23 protein-coding genes and 1 tRNA gene are annotated in these 16,127 nt (G+C 39.6%); 19 read left to right on the top strand and 5 right to left on the bottom strand.

Translation table 11 applies throughout. From position 1 onward, the window contains the following. The first annotated feature begins 62 nt into the window (after positions 1–62). From GLIP_RS07300 to GLIP_RS07245, 12 genes are all read left to right on the top strand, one after another. Positions 63–257, top strand: a complete 195-nt coding sequence (locus tag GLIP_RS07300) for a helix-turn-helix transcriptional regulator (protein WP_008843960.1) — start codon at positions 63–65, stop codon at positions 255–257. After that, positions 257–652: a hypothetical protein gene (locus tag GLIP_RS07295; protein ID WP_008843959.1), complete on the top strand. Its 396-nt coding sequence runs from the start codon at positions 257–259 to the stop codon at positions 650–652. The genes GLIP_RS07300 and GLIP_RS07295 overlap by 1 nt, the downstream gene beginning before the upstream one ends. A 26-nt stretch (positions 653–678) precedes the next feature. Continuing rightward, complete coding sequence (locus GLIP_RS07290) at positions 679–1,074, top strand: hypothetical protein (RefSeq protein WP_008843958.1); 396 nt, start codon at positions 679–681, stop codon at positions 1,072–1,074. A 279-nt stretch (positions 1,075–1,353) separates the two neighbouring features. Beyond that, complete coding sequence (locus GLIP_RS21890; RefSeq protein ID WP_153886293.1) at positions 1,354–1,686, top strand: hypothetical protein; 333 nt, start codon at positions 1,354–1,356, stop codon at positions 1,684–1,686. 19 nt (positions 1,687–1,705) lie between these two features. Continuing rightward, positions 1,706–1,945 (top strand): hypothetical protein, encoded by a 240-nt coding sequence (locus GLIP_RS07285; RefSeq protein ID WP_008843956.1) that lies wholly within the window; start codon positions 1,706–1,708, stop codon positions 1,943–1,945. A gap of 14 nt (positions 1,946–1,959) precedes the next feature. Further along, the gene (locus GLIP_RS07280; protein ID WP_008843955.1) at positions 1,960–2,259 is read left to right on the top strand and encodes a hypothetical protein; all 300 of its coding nucleotides are present in this window, start codon (positions 1,960–1,962) and stop codon (positions 2,257–2,259) included. Between the two features lie 346 nt (positions 2,260–2,605). Then, positions 2,606–3,769 (top strand): phage major capsid protein, encoded by a 1,164-nt coding sequence (locus tag GLIP_RS07270; RefSeq protein WP_008843953.1) that lies wholly within the window; start codon positions 2,606–2,608, stop codon positions 3,767–3,769. A 42-nt stretch (positions 3,770–3,811) separates the two neighbouring features. Further along, positions 3,812–4,360: an HK97 family phage prohead protease gene (locus GLIP_RS07265; protein ID WP_008843952.1), complete on the top strand. Its 549-nt coding sequence runs from the start codon at positions 3,812–3,814 to the stop codon at positions 4,358–4,360. Then, positions 4,357–5,562 carry a phage portal protein gene (locus tag GLIP_RS07260; protein WP_008843951.1) on the top strand — a complete coding sequence of 402 codons (1,206 nt, stop codon included), beginning with the start codon at positions 4,357–4,359 and terminating at the stop codon, positions 5,560–5,562. Before GLIP_RS07265 ends, GLIP_RS07260 begins: the two co-directional genes overlap by 4 nt. 129 nt (positions 5,563–5,691) lie before the next feature. Beyond that, complete coding sequence (locus GLIP_RS07255; RefSeq protein ID WP_008843950.1) at positions 5,692–6,078, top strand: hypothetical protein; 387 nt, start codon at positions 5,692–5,694, stop codon at positions 6,076–6,078. Positions 6,079–6,141: 63 nt separating this feature from the next. Beyond that, positions 6,142–6,735, top strand: a complete 594-nt coding sequence (locus tag GLIP_RS07250; RefSeq protein WP_008843949.1) for a hypothetical protein — start codon at positions 6,142–6,144, stop codon at positions 6,733–6,735. A 183-nt stretch (positions 6,736–6,918) separates the two neighbouring features. Next, positions 6,919–7,629, top strand: coding sequence for a DUF6988 family protein (locus tag GLIP_RS07245; RefSeq protein ID WP_040522286.1), 711 nt, complete (start codon positions 6,919–6,921; stop codon positions 7,627–7,629). Between the two features lie 133 nt (positions 7,630–7,762). Here the strand turns inward: GLIP_RS07245 and GLIP_RS07240 are convergent. From GLIP_RS07240 to GLIP_RS07230, 3 genes are all read right to left on the bottom strand, one after another. After that, positions 7,763–7,839 (bottom strand) — tRNA-Val (locus tag GLIP_RS07240). A gap of 122 nt (positions 7,840–7,961) precedes the next feature. Next, positions 7,962–9,026 (bottom strand): patatin-like phospholipase family protein, encoded by a 1,065-nt coding sequence (locus tag GLIP_RS07235; protein ID WP_008843946.1) that lies wholly within the window; start codon positions 9,024–9,026, stop codon positions 7,962–7,964. Between the two features lie 110 nt (positions 9,027–9,136). Further along, entirely contained in the window at positions 9,137–9,520 is a 384-nt protein-coding gene (locus GLIP_RS07230) for a VOC family protein (RefSeq protein ID WP_008843945.1), read from the bottom strand. Positions 9,521–9,753: 233 nt separating this feature from the next. On the opposite strand from GLIP_RS07230, the gene GLIP_RS07225 reads away from it, so the two are divergent. The 7 genes from GLIP_RS07225 to GLIP_RS07195 all read left to right on the top strand — a co-directional run bounded on the left by GLIP_RS07225 (position 9,754) and on the right by GLIP_RS07195 (position 13,892). After that, positions 9,754–10,137, top strand: a complete 384-nt coding sequence (locus tag GLIP_RS07225) for an ACT domain-containing protein (RefSeq protein WP_008843944.1) — start codon at positions 9,754–9,756, stop codon at positions 10,135–10,137. Next, positions 10,137–10,643: a PTS sugar transporter subunit IIA gene (locus GLIP_RS07220; protein ID WP_008843943.1), complete on the top strand. Its 507-nt coding sequence runs from the start codon at positions 10,137–10,139 to the stop codon at positions 10,641–10,643. Before GLIP_RS07225 ends, GLIP_RS07220 begins: the two co-directional genes overlap by 1 nt. A gap of 71 nt (positions 10,644–10,714) precedes the next feature. Beyond that, positions 10,715–11,062 (top strand): ArsC family reductase, encoded by a 348-nt coding sequence (locus GLIP_RS07215; protein WP_008843942.1) that lies wholly within the window; start codon positions 10,715–10,717, stop codon positions 11,060–11,062. Continuing rightward, a complete protein-coding gene (gene dapE / locus GLIP_RS07210; RefSeq protein WP_008843941.1) occupies positions 11,059–12,186 on the top strand; it encodes a succinyl-diaminopimelate desuccinylase in 1,128 nt (375 codons plus the stop codon). Before GLIP_RS07215 ends, dapE begins: the two co-directional genes overlap by 4 nt. After that, positions 12,168–12,857, top strand: a complete 690-nt coding sequence (locus tag GLIP_RS07205) for a M15 family metallopeptidase (protein WP_153886292.1) — start codon at positions 12,168–12,170, stop codon at positions 12,855–12,857. Before dapE ends, GLIP_RS07205 begins: the two co-directional genes overlap by 19 nt. Beyond that, positions 12,857–13,048, top strand: coding sequence for a DUF2897 family protein (locus tag GLIP_RS07200; protein ID WP_008843939.1), 192 nt, complete (start codon positions 12,857–12,859; stop codon positions 13,046–13,048). Before GLIP_RS07205 ends, GLIP_RS07200 begins: the two co-directional genes overlap by 1 nt. Before the next feature lie 16 nt (positions 13,049–13,064). After that, entirely contained in the window at positions 13,065–13,892 is an 828-nt protein-coding gene (locus GLIP_RS07195; protein ID WP_008843938.1) for a formyl transferase, read from the top strand. A gap of 4 nt (positions 13,893–13,896) precedes the next feature. Here the strand turns inward: GLIP_RS07195 and GLIP_RS07190 are convergent, their stop codons facing one another. Together GLIP_RS07190 and GLIP_RS07185 are read right to left on the bottom strand one after the other, a co-directional pair. After that, a complete protein-coding gene (locus tag GLIP_RS07190; protein ID WP_008843937.1) occupies positions 13,897–15,000 on the bottom strand; it encodes a DUF2855 family protein in 1,104 nt (367 codons plus the stop codon). A gap of 126 nt (positions 15,001–15,126) precedes the next feature. Then, positions 15,127–16,041, bottom strand: coding sequence for a LysR substrate-binding domain-containing protein (locus tag GLIP_RS07185; RefSeq protein WP_008843936.1), 915 nt, complete (start codon positions 16,039–16,041; stop codon positions 15,127–15,129). Between the last annotated feature and the right edge of the window lie 86 nt (positions 16,042–16,127).

The raw sequence follows: 16,127 nt of genomic DNA, 5'->3' as shown, positions 1-16,127 counted from the left end.
CACACACAAACTAATATATTTCCAGCGATTAACGCTAACCACTAATTACTGGAGATATACCGATGTCATACTTAACCACTATCGAACTAGCAGCACAGCTTAAAATTTCAGAAGTCACGCTTAGACAGTCAAGAGTTACCGGCAAGTTATTGGGAGCGAAAGCGCCCAGATATTTAAAGCTAGGGAGGCAGGTACGATACTTGAGCTCTGATATTGAGCAATGGATTAATGAAACCAATCAAGAGGAGGCAGCGTAATGAAAAAAGCCGCCACCCAAACGAGTAACGACCTTAGACCTGAGAATCAAAAGGTTAAACTAAATTTAATCCCATATAAAGAAGAAATTTGCCTTGTTGAATTTTTGAATCGAGGTAGCGCAGGAATGTTTCAAAAAGAAGCAGACTGGGCCTATGGTGAATCGTGCTTACACACGATGGTAAGTAACTTTCGCCAGCACGGAATTATGTTTGACAGAAAACCCAATCCGATCACCCACAGGCACGGAGGCAAAGCAACCTATACCCGCTATAGGTTGCTAGATGATGCATCAATCGAGCGAGCAATATTCCGGGTTAATAAGTTGCGCTCTCAGCGTGGTTTAGAGCCGTTAAGAGGATTACCTCCCTACTCCATTTATAGCCAAGCAGCTTAGCCCTTCGGGGCTATTTGGGGGACTTGATGGCTAAACCTCAACCATTTGCAGGCATACCAAACAGAGTGATAGATCATCCAGATTTCAACAAACTGTCTGGTAATGAAATACGCTTACTTCTTTGGTTTGCGTATCAATATAAAGGTAAAAACAACGGTAAATTGTGTGCTGTATGGTCTCAAGTAAAACATAGAGGTTTCAAATCTCAAACAACGCTTAGTAATGCAATAAAAGGTTTAAGGCAAAAAGGGTTTATTGAGTTAGCTAAGGGAAACGCACTTACTCAGAGTGGACGAACACCAAATTACTATGCTGTTACATGGGAAAAGGTAGATGAGATACGAGGTTTTGAAATGGATTTAAAGCCTACCAGAACAGCATTGAGGACGTTTATAGATGTTATCGACAATCCCAAACCTTAAATTTTCCATGCTCCAGTTTCTGGAGTGTAAAGGCTTTTTGTACTCCAGTTTCTGGAGGATGCGAAACTTTTATGCTCCAGTTTCTGGAGGATGCAGGGAAAACCAAATATAGGAAAAACAATGACTTATAGATTTCACAATCACTCTCGCATACTCCAGTTTCTGGAGACCTTAATAGTAAGCCATACATACAGGTTTAAAGAGTGTTTTAATTCATTCAAAAAACCATTAAATAGAGGCTTTCAAGGAACGAGCGCGAAAAACAAAGTTCACAATACAGTGAACAAAAGTACACAAGATGGTGAACTTAAGAAGAATAGTCAGAAACGACTAGGTTTTAGTCAAATACGACTATTGCCAAAAGATTGCTACTTGCCAAGCTTCTTCCAACAAGCATCTTTAACCCATTCAGAGAAAGGCTGTTCTTTTCTATCAGCATCGATCTTTTCAACTAAATCATTTTCAAACCGAATATTTTTCTTGGTCGATGTTGTTCGCTTATCGGTCCTTGGAGAATTAATTTTATTTTCTTCTTGCATTGTGGTGCGCACCCATACTATATTTAACTTACTGGTGCGCACCAATATACAACAAGATGACGATCTTGCATAACTTTAAATTGGAGAACCAAATGAATAATTTAGACAAAGCCAGTATTAAATTAGGTAAAGCACATAGCATTTTAATGATGATGTCTTCCCACTATCAAACAGGCGATCAAGAATTGCTAAACGGTGATATGGATTTAATTGCCTGTACCGTTGGAGATTTAGTAGATGATGCTAAAAAGCTAATTGCTGACGTTGATCACATAAGCGAATGTGTACCTTCAACGCTAACTGATTCATTAACCCAAACCAGCGGAATGTAAAAGGAGCAATACCAATGATAAGACGTCAAAGAATTTACACTAATAATACACTGAACTTCCAAGATACAGCGGAAAAGAACGTAGCCAAGAGCTTAGCCATACTAAGTATGATGAAAACCACAGTCTTAAGAGAGCTGGATAATAGCAATACTAAAGACGACTTTAAAAAGGCGATGTGGGCGGTATCAGACTTGTTGCATGATATTAAACTCGCTGGTGATGCTTTGACCGAAGAAAAGCCAGTTTTTGCTGATACTTTGGAAGAGTACCAAGCTCGGGTAAAAGCAGCTCAAGAACAAGAATTGAGTAACTAAAATCAGAAAGCAGTCAATCAGCCGGATTAATTTCCGGCTTTTTTATGCCCTAAAAACAACGCTATACCCCAAGCCACAACCACACACAAAACCCTTTAAAATCATAACCTTAAGTGGTTTACAGACCTTTTCAAATGGGTTATATTGAATTTGCTCACTACTTTTAACAGTTTTGGGCAACTTTCTAGTTTTAAACGTGGATAGCTCTAAAAGCCAAGATTCCATTAGTATAGACCTGCGAGACGTAGGCGAGTACAGATTGAAAGGGGTTTCTGAATATCTTTTTCCCTTTCTGTCTTATTCCCTAGTCAGTTGCCCGATTTTTTATCAATTGGAATACTAGACTATGAAAAAACTACTAGAACTACGCTCCACTAAAGCTGAACTGCACAAGCAGATGAAAGCAATCGTTACAACTGCAGAAACAGAAAAGCGCTCATTAACTAATAATGAGTCAACCAAGTTTGCAGAACTGCAAAAGCAAATTACCGACCTAAATCAAAAAATTGAATGTGAAGAAGTTTTGGCAGACAACGAACGTTCACTTATCACGGGCGAAACGCCAGAAAGTAAAATCGACAAGCCAAGCAATGAAGAACTAAGAGCTTTTGTTCAAACAGGTGATCAACGAAGCCTAAGTGCTGGTACGAACGCTGACGGTGGTTACACTGTTATTCCGGCCATTGATAAAGACATTACAAAGGTTTTAAAAGAAACTTCAGTTTTTCGCCAAAACGCAACGACTAAAACCACCTCTACTGAAAAGTATGAAAAGTTGGTTAGTGTTGGCGGCACAAGTGCTACATGGGCCGATGAAGGCGACACACGCAACGAAACCAATACCAGCCAATTAGAGAAAGTTCAAATTGCGGTACATTCTTTATACGCCTACCCAAAGACTACACAGGGACTTCTAGATTGGTCTGACTTCGATGTCTCGGGCTGGTTAAGTTCAGAGGTAGCAGACGAAACCGGACTGAAAGAAGAAGCAGCCTTTTGGACCGGAGACGGCAGCAAAAAGCCTAAAGGTCTTTTAAGTTACACGCGCGATTCCGCAAATGACGCTAGCCGAACTTTTGGCGAATTACAGGAAATTGAGTCCTCTACAACCGGAGTGATTGACGGAGACGATTTAATTACCTTATCTCACACATTAAGAACCGCTTATCGAATGGCAGCAAAATTCTATATGAATGATGCAATGTTAGAGAAGGTTCGCAAGCTAAAAGACAATGATGACAATTACCTTTTTAGAGCTGGAATCGCAGAGGGAGCACCAGACACCCTACTAGGCAAACCCATCGTTATCGCTGAAGAAATGTCAGACGACTTAATAGGCTATGGCGACTTAGCCCGAGCTTATTACGTTATTGACCACACTAGCGGCACACGAATGATTCGCGACAATATTACATTGCCAGGCTGGGTTAGGATGCTAACAACTCGATATGTTGGTGGTGGATTGGTTGACTCAAACGCAATCAAATTCTTAGTACCAAAAGCAGCATAAATAATTAGGGGCGTTTCAAGCCCCTTTTTTATCGAGGTTTATATGAATCAAATTGAAATCAGAGCAGCAGCAGACCTAAGCCTTAAGGGTAAAAAAATTATTGGGAGGCCTGTTGTTTACAACTCCCCCTCTCAAGACTTAGGTGGTTTTGTTGAAGTCATTAAAGCAGGCGCTTTCGGTAACAGCTTAACCAACGATATTCGCGCTTTAGTCGAACATGACCATAAATTAATACTTGGCAGAACGGCCGCAGGAACCATGGAAATCAAAGAAGATGATCAGGGTTTGCTTGTTGAGATTGACCCGCCAAACATACAAGCAGCCAGAGACTTAATGACGAGTATCGAGCGCAAAGATATTAGCGGCATGAGTTTTGGCTTTACCGTCAATCCTGAGGGCGCACAGTGGGACTTTGAACAAACGCCAGCCCTTAGAACAGTGACAAGCGCTAACTTGTTAGAAGTTACAATAACGGGAATGCCAGCATACCAAGCAACAAATGTTGAGGTGGCCATGCGCTCACTTCAAGAAAAGCAAAAATCAAATGACATTGACTTGATGCTTGCTAGATTGGAGATGATGAGATTATGAACTTACTAAAAATGTTTAAGCGCAGCGAGCCGGTAACCGATACCTACGAATTGCTTAAATCACTGGGCATAGGCTCACCCACTGCCAGCGGAAAACACGTTAACAGTGAAGTGGCCCAAACCCTACCCGCAGTATATTGCGCAGTTTCAACCATTGCCGAATCGGTGGCAAGCTTACCAATCCACGTTTACAGACGAACCGATGAAGGTAAACAGCGACAAGGTAGACACCACGTTGAACGCTTATTGAATCAGGCGCCAAACGCTTACCAAACTGCTTATGACTTTAAAATGGGTTTGCTAAGATCCGTTTTACTTCGCGGCAACGGATACGCTTACATCACATTCGATGGTACGGGCAAGCCTAGCGCATTACATTTACTGCATCCCGAATCAATACAAGTGGAGTTACTTTCTACTGGGCGACTTGGTTACAAACACACGAACGCTAAAGGTAAGCAATTCAAGTATCTACAGGATGAAATATTGCATATTCGCTACCACTCAGATGATGGAATATTAGGTAAAAGCCCTATTCAAGTTTGCCGAGAAAGCATAGGTCTAGGATTGGCTCAGCAAGAGCATGGAGCCAGCCAGTTTAAGAATGGTATGCGAGTTTCAGGCGTATTAGAAACGGACGGGAAACTCACTGATGATCAATTTAAAGCACTATCTGAAATGTTCGATAAGTACAAAGGCTCAGCAAACAGTAATAAACCATTATTACTGGAAGGTGGCTTAAAGTGGAATCAAATCGGCTTAGCAAACAACGATGCGCAATGGCTAGAATCTAGATTGTTTACCATCTCTGATGTAGCCCGAATGTTTAAGATAAGTCCTATTTTCTTAATGGACTACACCAACAGTACATACAGCAACTTTAGTGAGGCAAGTCGAGCATTCCTTACTCAGACGCTTAGGCCATGGCTCAGCAATATACAAGAAGGTTTAGCAAGCCGCCTCATTAGTGATAGTAACAGAGCTAACACCATCATCGAGTTTGAAACTAAAGACCTGCTAAGAGCCACAGCAGAAGACAGGTTCAGCGTGTATGACATAGCCATTAGAAACGGAGTAATGAATCCAAATGAATGCAGAGCAGCAGAGAACATGCCACCGAGAGAAGGTGGTGAACAATACAGCCAAAGTTGGATGCAGCAAGACCAGGCACAAACAGAATCAACAGAACAAGAGACGGATTAGGTATCACTTCGGTGCATAGGGTACGGGGGTATTTTAAGGACTAGAGTCCTAGTTTACCAGTACCGCCGCCCAGTTTTATTTACACACCGTCAGTTGAAAATTTGAGACATAAACATGTAGGAATGGGACATGACACAATCAAAAACAGCAATTGAGAAGTTACTCGAAGGTACACACAGAAAAGACAGAGAATCGCCCAAGCTCAGTGTTGAAGGGGCTTATAGCTTTCCCCACTGCCCGAAACACCTTAAAGGTGAACATCGTAAAATATGGGGTGAAGTGAACAAGGCAATGACTCAATACAAGCTTATTACATTGGCTGATAAGCCACTTTTAGAACAATATTGCTTTCTTTTGGCAAAGCTTAGAGGTGATTCTGACGGCTTCACAGCGTCTTTACACGCCCAATTAAGAGGATTGGCATCAGACTTATGTTTAACGCCTGAGAGTCGAGCTAAAGCGAAATTAGAGCAAAAAGACCCAGACCAATTAATGATCGACAAGTATGGACTTTAATCAATTCATTATATCCTCCATAATGAAGTTTCATTGAACGAATACAAATAAAATGGAATTGATATGGATGTGAGTGAAAATATAAAAGGCGCAATAGAGTGCGATGAAGTATTAACCATTAAATATAATGGTGGCAGTAAGCCAGGTTCGGTGCGCCAAGTTCTTCCGTTACAAATACTTGAAGATGGAAAGGTACGAGCTAAATGTCTTGTAACAAACAGAGCAAAAGTATTCCTAATCGATAAAATTGAAATTGTTGATCATGAATTACGTAACAGCGAGCAATCTTGGGAAAATACGAAGGTAAAATTTTACTCAAATATTGAAGAAGTTTACTTTGAGTTTAAAAATAAATTGGAGGCTCTAGGTTGGCATGTTGTTTATGAAAATGAATTGGAAAACGGTAATGCGCTGCATGTTTATGATAGATTTAAAAATGGGAATTTAAAAAAATCTCCCGCTGGGACGTTAAGTTTCTCAGAATATGTGATTGAGTACGACAATGAAACTGGCAAACCTTATTTAACAAGTAAAAAACGTAAAATTCCTTACAGTTTTAATGCACCAAATGGAGATGGAACAAGACTCTCTTCACTGGCTAAATGTGTAGATAGATTTATAGCAGGAGCTATAGAAGAAGCACCAAATAATAAATAGAATAACCAAAGTTCATCCAGTTAATTTGGTCGTTTATCATTTTATGGTCAGAATAGTTTGTATATTATCCTTAATAGAAAACAAATCATTATGAATCATGAAGAAGCTAAGAAATTTGTAAATAGCAATGAATATTCCGGCCGCTATTTAAGTATGGTGAATTAAGCCAAAGAGACTGTTAAATTGAAGAACTATAGCCCCGACCCAGAAATAATATTTTCATCACTTGAAATCCAAAAGTTTATCAAATCGTGCAAAAATGCGATTGAAGGACTAAAAGCTAATCCATCTGACAAAAGAAAGCTTTTGCTTATGCAATTTTCTTTAAGGGTTTTGTACAACACTAGCGCTTCTATTCAATTATCAACTGCAAATCATAATGGTGCGGTGGCTTGTCTCATGCGGCCCACTTTCGAATTATTATGCAGAGGGCTTTGGTTAAATCTATGCGCCACAGACTATCAGATAGATTATTTTATTAGAAAGGATAAGTTGACAGCAAAAAAACAATTCGGCGAAACAGGCAAAGCTAAAGAGATGAATTTAGGTAGATTAGCCAAGGAAGTTGACAACCGAATGGGCCAATATGGTTTTCCAAATAAACTATTTGATATTTTTGAACAAAACAAAACAGTTTTTAATAGTTTAACTCATGGAGGTTTGGTGTTGTTGAACAACACTTTTGATGGGCAATATGTAACTAATTCATTCAGCAAAGAAGACGTATTGCGCCAATGTTATTTTCAATTATTAATGTCCGCTTCCTCTACAAGCTCGCTATTGAACGCTTTCAAAAATTTTGATGAAGCAGAAAAAATCATTTTTAAATTCAATCCAATTCACGACACCTTACGCGAAACGATAGAACTCCAGGAAACTTTTACCTCTAATTAACTGCACTAGCACTTAAACTCATACATAAATATATTACTATATACAGAAAAAAAACAAGTGCGACATCAGTGCGACACACAAAGCTTAACAAATGATTAGGTTAGTACTTACTATGGCTGAATGCCTTTTAAAATGGTGCGTCCGAGTAGACTCGAACTACCGACCCCTACCATGTCAAGGTAGTGCTCTAACCAACTGAGCTACGGACGCACTGTAAATGGATGCTTAACACGAATGTCTCAAGCGGCGCGTATAATAACGATGGATTTGTGTATCTTCAAGGAGTTTTTCAGCTTTGTTAGCACATGTGCGCGATTTTTCGTCATAAGGCCTTAAAATGCAATGGGTTTAACCTTATTTGCCACATTATTATCGTTGATAAGTTCAGCAAACGCCTCCCCTAGCCTATCGCTTTGCCTAATGACTGATTGCCAATATTCAATTCGTTGCTGTGCTGGCATGGTTTCAAAGTCTTTTCTATCAGGAATTTTTTGATAGGGCAACGAAGCAATAAATTCAGCAGATGGAACGGCCATTAACACCTTATCGTAACTGCTTTTGTGAGGTAGTCGCCGCTTCAAGGATTTATCAAACCACCCCGGTATCGGCTTTGGATAAAAATGCGGATAAAATACCAACCCATTTTGCGGACCTAAAGTGAGATCAAAATGATAATCGATGATGCCACCATCACGGTACATTCCTTTCGGAGCGCCGTTAATGTTTGACATGCCTTCGATAATTAACGGTATTGAGCCGGATGCCATCAAGGCTTGAGGCAAGTTGTGCTTAGATAAAGGCACAAAATGTGTCGGCATCTTGTTGGGATCGGTTATTTGTAATTCACTGCTAGGCGATGCAAAAACATAACGCTCATAAAATCGCTGGAGAAAGCGCCGCTGCACTGCGTTTGCCCCTGCACTAGCTAACAATCCAGTTAATTGTAGAGGTTTAGCCTCAAAACGTGTCAATCCTTTACAGCGCGCAACAATAAAGTGGGCTTTAATGATGGGGTGGTTAATGATTTCATCAACACCACTGTCCCCTAATACATAATTTAAAAGCTCCAAACCTGATAGCGTGATTTCTTTTGCTGTGGGTTTATCGCTGTACACTGTATTTGAATAGCGCTGCGCAAGTCGATTAATCGCCGCTAGCGGATCGTTTTGCGCAAAACAAGCAAAACGAAATGCTCCTGCAGATGACCCTATTATGTGTAGTGGCGATTTACGCTCGGCAAAAAACTCTGAAAAAACGTATTTGTCTAACCCTGCTAAAACGAACCATTTGGGTCCACCAGACGCGCCCAACATGAAATCAAATATGTGTTGTTTAATACCATGTTGTTGAATTTCCTTTAGCGCGGTAGGACCCGCATATAAATCAAGTACTTGCACTTACTTCCATATCCTAAAATAGAGCTTATTGTAATGTAACAATCATCCATTCATTTGCAAGAGACAAAACGGATTTTAAACTATTATCGTTTTCAATAGTTATCTACAGATTATTGGTTATCTTCAAACAAAGCGCATACTGCGCCCGCAGGATCTTGAATAATAACGTAACGGCTTACCCCGCCATAATGCTTTATTGCAGACAATAATTTACCGCCTTGAGCATGGGTATTCTCGATAGATTGGTCGAGATCCGCAACTTTAAAATACAATAACCACTGTGCCGGTAAACCTGCATTTTCACCTTTAGCATGGCAAATTCCCACCACGTCTTGATTATTTTCAGGTAACTGCATTGTGAAATCATCGTAATCCCCCATATTCACAGGATTCGGTTTCCAGCCTACAACTTGTTGATAAAAATCTTTCACTTCACTCGCGTTATTAACGGTCAAATCAGTCCAAACCACTGAGCCCACTGGAGATGTTGACATAATTATTGTCCTTTTAGGTTTTTAATGAAAATGGTTTAAAATATTGTCTTGGTGGTTTTCTACCCAACCCTATTTATGGTATTGTTTTCAGTTAGTTAACTAAGATATAAAGTTTCCTCAACAAGGTTATCCACAGAAACAGTGGATAACCTTAAGATTCAAATCTTATACACTAATACTTGACTTACAGCTTAGCTAAAGCAAAATAAAAGGCCAATTTAAAAGGAATACCAATGGCCAAACAGACGTTAGCTGCACTGCCTGACAAATTTACTATTCATAGCCTCCCTGTTCACGCTGAAATCCCTTCTCAGGTCCTAAATGCTACTTTGTATTTTATTGGTAAAACCCATGACGAGCTTTCTATAGTTGTGCCTCAAGCAGTGCAACTAGACTCTGAAGAGTCTGACGATAATTGGCGCGTGTTGGAAGTGTTGGGTCCACTAGATTTATCCATGGTGGGAATCATGGCACAAATTGGTAATGTTCTGGCCGCAGCTAAAATTAGTATATTTATTGTATCCACGTTTGAAACTGATTATTTTTTAGTGAAACAAAAAGATATTGACTCTGCTGCAATCGCATTGGAAAAAGATGGTTATAAAGTCATTTTATAATGCAGTTGTTTAGTGGATTAGTAGACGATCAAAAACCGCCTGAATACAAACGAAAAATAGATGTGTTAAGTCCGGTAAGTGGCGCAGTTGATATACTCGATTCAGCTGGTAACAAATTATTCCAACAGCGACTATTTGGTGAGGGGGCAAAGATAACCCCGGTTGGTTACCAAATAGTTGCACCTTTTGACGCTATTGTGTTGGAATTGAATGAAACAGCACATCGAATTCGTTTAAAAGATAAGCATGGTTTAAAAATACAGATCCACTGTGGCTGGGATGGACATAAACTCAATGGCGAAGGATTCAAACGTAAAGTAAAAGTTGGTCAGAAAATAAAACAAGGACAGGTCATATTGGATTTTGATCTACGTAAATTAAAACTTGCTTTGGACGACACCACTTTTTATGTCACCCTTCTTAATAGTGATAAAGTAAAAGGATTAATCGTTAACCGAAGAAAAGTAACTGCCTGCGAAGATATTATTTTTTCGGTATTATTTTAACGCCCATTTTCGATATTTTTAAACTGCTAACAAACAGTTTATTTTCAATAATTAACAACAAGAACCTTTTTATGACGCAAATATTTGGTATTAAAAATTGTGACACCATTAAAAAAGCCAAAAAGTGGTTAGATGAGAATCAAGTTGAGTATACCTTCCATGACTATCGTGTGGATGGACTAGATCGCAATTGGCTCGAAAAAACAGAATCGCAATTAGGTTGGGAAAAATTACTAAATCAGCGCGGTACAACGTTCAGGCAATTATCTGATGAACAAAAGCACAATTTAGATCGTGAAAGCGCTATTGAATTAATGTTGTCGGCACCTGCAATGATTAAACGTCCTGTATTGATTCACAATGAGCAATATTTTTTAGGCTTCAAGCCTGCTGATTATGAGGTGATTTTTAACTCATGATGAATCCTATTTCACTCACCAAAGAACTCATCAATCGTAAGTCAGTCACCCCGGAAGATGCTGGATGCCAAAAATTGATGGCTGACATTTTAGCTCCGCTTGGTTTCGACATAGAATCCATGGTTTTTGATGACACTACCAATATGTGGGCGAGAAAAGGTAATCAAGGTCCGGTATTTTGCTTTGCTGGGCATACTGATGTAGTACCTTCTGGACCTGCTGAAAAGTGGCAAACGCCACCGTTTGAGGCGACACAAGTTGGTGAATATTTGCATGGCCGAGGTGCTGCGGATATGAAAGGCAGCTTAGCTGCAATGCTAGTTGCAACTCATCGTTTTGTTAGTGCCCATCCAACTCATAAAGGCAGCATAGCATTTTTAATAACGAGCGACGAAGAAGGTCCGTTTATCAACGGTACAACAAAAGTTATCGACACACTCGAAGCACGTAATGAAAAAATGGACTGGTGTTTGGTTGGCGAACCTTCTAGTACTAATCTAGTGGGAGATGTAGTTAAAAATGGTCGTCGTGGTTCGTTAACGGGTGATCTAATTGTTAAGGGGGTTCAAGGTCATGTGGCCTACCCTCATTTAGCCAGAAACCCAATTCATGTAGCGTCTCCTGCGCTTGCTGAATTAGCCAAAACGCATTGGGATGATGGTAATCGATATTTCCCTCCTACCAGTTTCCAGATTTCTAATATAAATGGTGGTACGGGCGCAGGCAACGTTATACCTGGTGAATTGAAAGTGTGTTTTAACTTTCGTTTTTCCACTGAAGTGACTGATAAACAACTCATCGAAAGAGTGTACGAGATTTTGGACCGCCACGGACTGGAATATGACATTAAGTGGACCTTTAACGGACAACCGTTTTTAACTGAGCAAGGTGCATTGGTAGAAGCAACACAGCAAGCGATTAAATCCGTAACCGGCATCGAAACCGAACTTTCAACCGCTGGAGGAACGTCAGATGGCAGATTTATCGCTCCCACTGGTGCACAGGTTATTGAACTTGGGCCAGTAAATGCCACGATACATAAAATCGACGAGCGTGTTAAATCAGCGGATTTAGAGACGCTAACTGACATTTATCATGATATTTTGTGCCGATTACTTACATGATTGATGCACAAAACTGGATGGGCTTAAGTGATTCACACATTCACAATATTTGCCCACAGCATGGCTTAGTTAAAGACGCCAAAGAAGCGTTTGAATCCATGCAACAAGCTGCGCAAAAAGACAATATCGATATACAACTAGCTAGCAGTTTTCGCAGCTTTGACCGGCAATTAAATATCTGGCAAAAAAAATGGTCCGGGGATTTACCGATCAACGACTTTGATAGTCAACCATTGGATACGAGTCAATTTACTGCATTAGAAAAAATTCATGCGATCATGTTGTGGTCTGCGTTACCAGGCGCTAGTCGTCATCATTGGGGCACAGATTTAGATGTATTCGATAAACGAGCCATTGAAAATAGTGGTCAACCGTTACAATTAATAAGCTCAGAATATGATATCTCAGGACCCTGCTATAATTTACATTGTTGGCTTGACGAAAACGCAGACAAATTTGATTTCTATCGGCCATACAAAAACTATACAGGTGGCGTTGCGCCAGAGGCTTGGCATTTAAGTTATGCTCCCATTTCCAAGCGAATTATTGAACATTTAGATCTAGACATTCTTGCAACACAATTAGCCGCTACTGAAATAGGGGGAAAAGCCGCTATTTTAGAGCACCTCAACGAACTTTTTGAGCGCTACACATTAAACGGCATGAGATAATGAATATTTGGCTTATCGTAAGTTTATTAATCGCTATTGGTTTGGTTGTAGGCAACATTTTATTGCTGAAAATGAGCGCCAAAATGAAATTTGAAAAAACCGAATCAAAACCTGGAGATAAAATCATTGCTTCCGATTCGACAGATGACCAGTCAGATAACGAACAACGGCAAGATGCGAACAAACCTTAGATGGAGTAAATAACCTTTGCGTATTACCATACTTGCAAATCGCGATTTAGCCAGCAATTTGGCAATAAACCTATTATTGCAACAATTGCCTCAGCACAAATACCGCATATTTCTGTCAGCCAAAGTGGGTAACTTAGATAACTTGCCGGAACCACTTAAAATATTAAAATTCGCAGAACAAACGCTGTTTAATCAAATCGTTTATCCACTATTAGAAACCAGCACGAATACTAATTCACTGAGTGATGTTTCTCGCTTTAAATCTTTTGCTGAGCTACATCGTTCAGGTATAACCGTCAGTGATATTCCAGATATCAACAGTCCACTAGGTCAGCAAACCATTGCCGCACAAAAACCTGAACTTGTTGTCTCTATTCGTTTCGGGCAAATTCTTAAAGACCCTGTGATTGGTATACCAGAGTTTGGCATCATAAACTTACATTCCGGAACGTTACCCGATTATCGAGGGGTAATGGCAACGTTTTGGGCGATGTTACGTAAAGAGCAGAAAATAGGTACGACTTTACATTACATAGATTCGGCTAAAATCGATGCCGGCCAGATCATTGCAACCACCAGCGTAGATGTAGATTACCAAAGGTCGTATTTGTCTAATGTATTGGCTTTATACCCACAAGGCATTAACTCAATGGTTGAGGCAGTGAATTACATTGCCAACGGCGAACCAGTGACAACCCAAAGTATGGATCTCCGCGCGGGCAACTATTTCAGTTTTCCCAATTCTGACAATTTAAATCAATTTTTTGAACAGGGAAATCAATTAGTCAATTTTGACGAAATTCCGTTAATAGTTGCGAAATATATGTCAACTGAAACACGCTAAAACATTAATCAAATCTCAGAACATACATCTGATTAGTTAAAAAATTACCATCCACTCCCTGTAAATAAATTTGTTTAATGTCATCGATTCCTTGCAAATAGGTGGTTTGTAAATATGGTTTCATGTGCTGTGAAAACGTCCCCCACGCTTCTGAATAGCGCTGCATAAACCCTTTTCCTCCCCACTCTTTTATGCGTTTATTAACTTGAGTTGGAGCAAAGAAAAATTCACCATTGAGTTCTCCAGCAAACGATTGGGCCTGGGAGTCAACATCAGTCACACCGATATAAATCATCTTTTCTAAATTGTTCGCAAAATGAGACTGAAGCTCAAGTAAAAGTGGCTTATTCCCAGAAAAATCTAACACGATACTGTTTGCGGATTTATCTAAAGACGCAAAATCTTGATAGCCAACTACTTGGTCATAACATCCAATTTGATTTGTAAATGACCTATTTTTATTTGATGTTAAGCCTACCACCTGATAATTCAAACCACTTCTCTGTGCATGCTGCCTTAATAGAAAAGCGGTGCCGTAGGCGGTTTTACTAGATGCACTGGTTAATATGATTGTGTTAACTGATTTGGTGGCAATTTCACGCACGAAATCATCAAGCACGAAAGATGTCATGAATAAAGGACGAAAATTTAATTGCCAATCTTGTTTAGCTGAGTCATACGCTGGATCTGCATTACAACGCACATATTGATCGTACACACTGGAGATGCTGTGTCGTTGCTCATTGATATCATAAAAATCGTGGGGAGTGACCTTTCCAGCAGAAATGACTAAATGGGTAGCAAAAGGTAGATATCCAAATACCTTTTCACCAATGCTTATCAATGGATGGTTAGAATACTCAACCGTCGCAAAGCCCCAAATTGGCATAATCCCAAAACCCTCTTCAGCAGGGAAGAATCCCCAATATCCCATTTTTTCGCCAAACAATGCATAGGTAATGTTATTTGCAGAGAAGCCAAATGATTCAATTTTTAAGACAACTTGGTCTGAGGCAAGTAAATCTGTATCTATAGTGTCATTGCTTACTTTTAGCTGCCTCAGATCTGTTTTAGATGTTTGAATTTGCTGGCGATTGAACAACGACATTGGTTTAACCTCTTATGCTTTAACAATTTCGAAACACCAGTTTAGCGATTCAATTGAGGTTGTCTTATCATCATTTTGAATAGACTCAAATAAAACCGTTGGATGACTAAAATAGCTGAATTTGGGTTACCAGGTTTCCAAGTCAGCGAAAGATTGATTTACTAGTGGTACAAACCAATTTTCAAATAGTTTCACTTTTTGCCATTCAAAATGTTGTGCGGGTGCAACTAAAAATATCGAATATGGACTTGCATGACTAAACTCTAGCAATGAAAGTAATGATCCATTTTTAAGGTATTCAGCAACCAAACTTTTATTTACCAACGTAAAACCACGACCTGCTATAGCATTTTCCACAAGTACGACTGAATTGTTCGCTCGTATAGAAGCCTGTAATCCGAAAATATCGACATTAAATCTTTTATTTATTTCGCCATATACTGAAACAACATCAGGTGTTGTGTCTTCCATCCAGGGTAATTGAAATACCACTTGTGGATCATTCACTTGATCAGGGTGGATAATCTGTGGGCTAGCCACCAATATAAGAGAATCACTAACCAACTTTTTCTCCGCTAGCCCAGCGTAACCACCTGAGCCTTTACGAATCGCTAAATCGATATCTCCTCGACTAAAGTCCACCAGCTCATTGCTTGGGGCCAATTGCACCATTAGTTCAGGATGCAATTTTTGGAATTCAGGTAGTCGTGGCATAAGCCACAAGGAGGTAAACGAATGGAGAGTAGAAATTCGTAAAATATTCGGATTACTATCACCTGAGATGGTTTTTAATCCCGCTTTAAATTGTTGAAATCCTTGTTGAACATAGGGAAGCAGTAGCTCCCCTGTATAGGTTAATTTAGTTTGACGATTAGATCGTTCAAATAACGTTTGCCCTAAAAACCCTTCTAATAACTTTATTTGTTGACTTACCGCTGCTTGCGTTACAAATAATTGTTCCGCTGCCAACTTAAAACTGCTTAACTCCGCTGCAACTTTAAAAAAATGCAACGATTTAAGAGGAGGTAAATTATCTCGCATATTCCCGCTCCACATAGTTAAGTTTTACTTAACCACGGTTTAATTTAAATCGTTTGTTCGATTCGCACCTCAGGTCTAATCTACAC

The organism is Aliiglaciecola lipolytica E3, from assembly GCF_000314975.1.
Taxonomy (GTDB): domain Bacteria; phylum Pseudomonadota; class Gammaproteobacteria; order Enterobacterales; family Alteromonadaceae; genus Aliiglaciecola; species Aliiglaciecola lipolytica.
The sequence above is the reverse complement of the archived record's forward strand: the minus strand, read 5'-3'. Positions and strand labels throughout refer to the sequence as shown.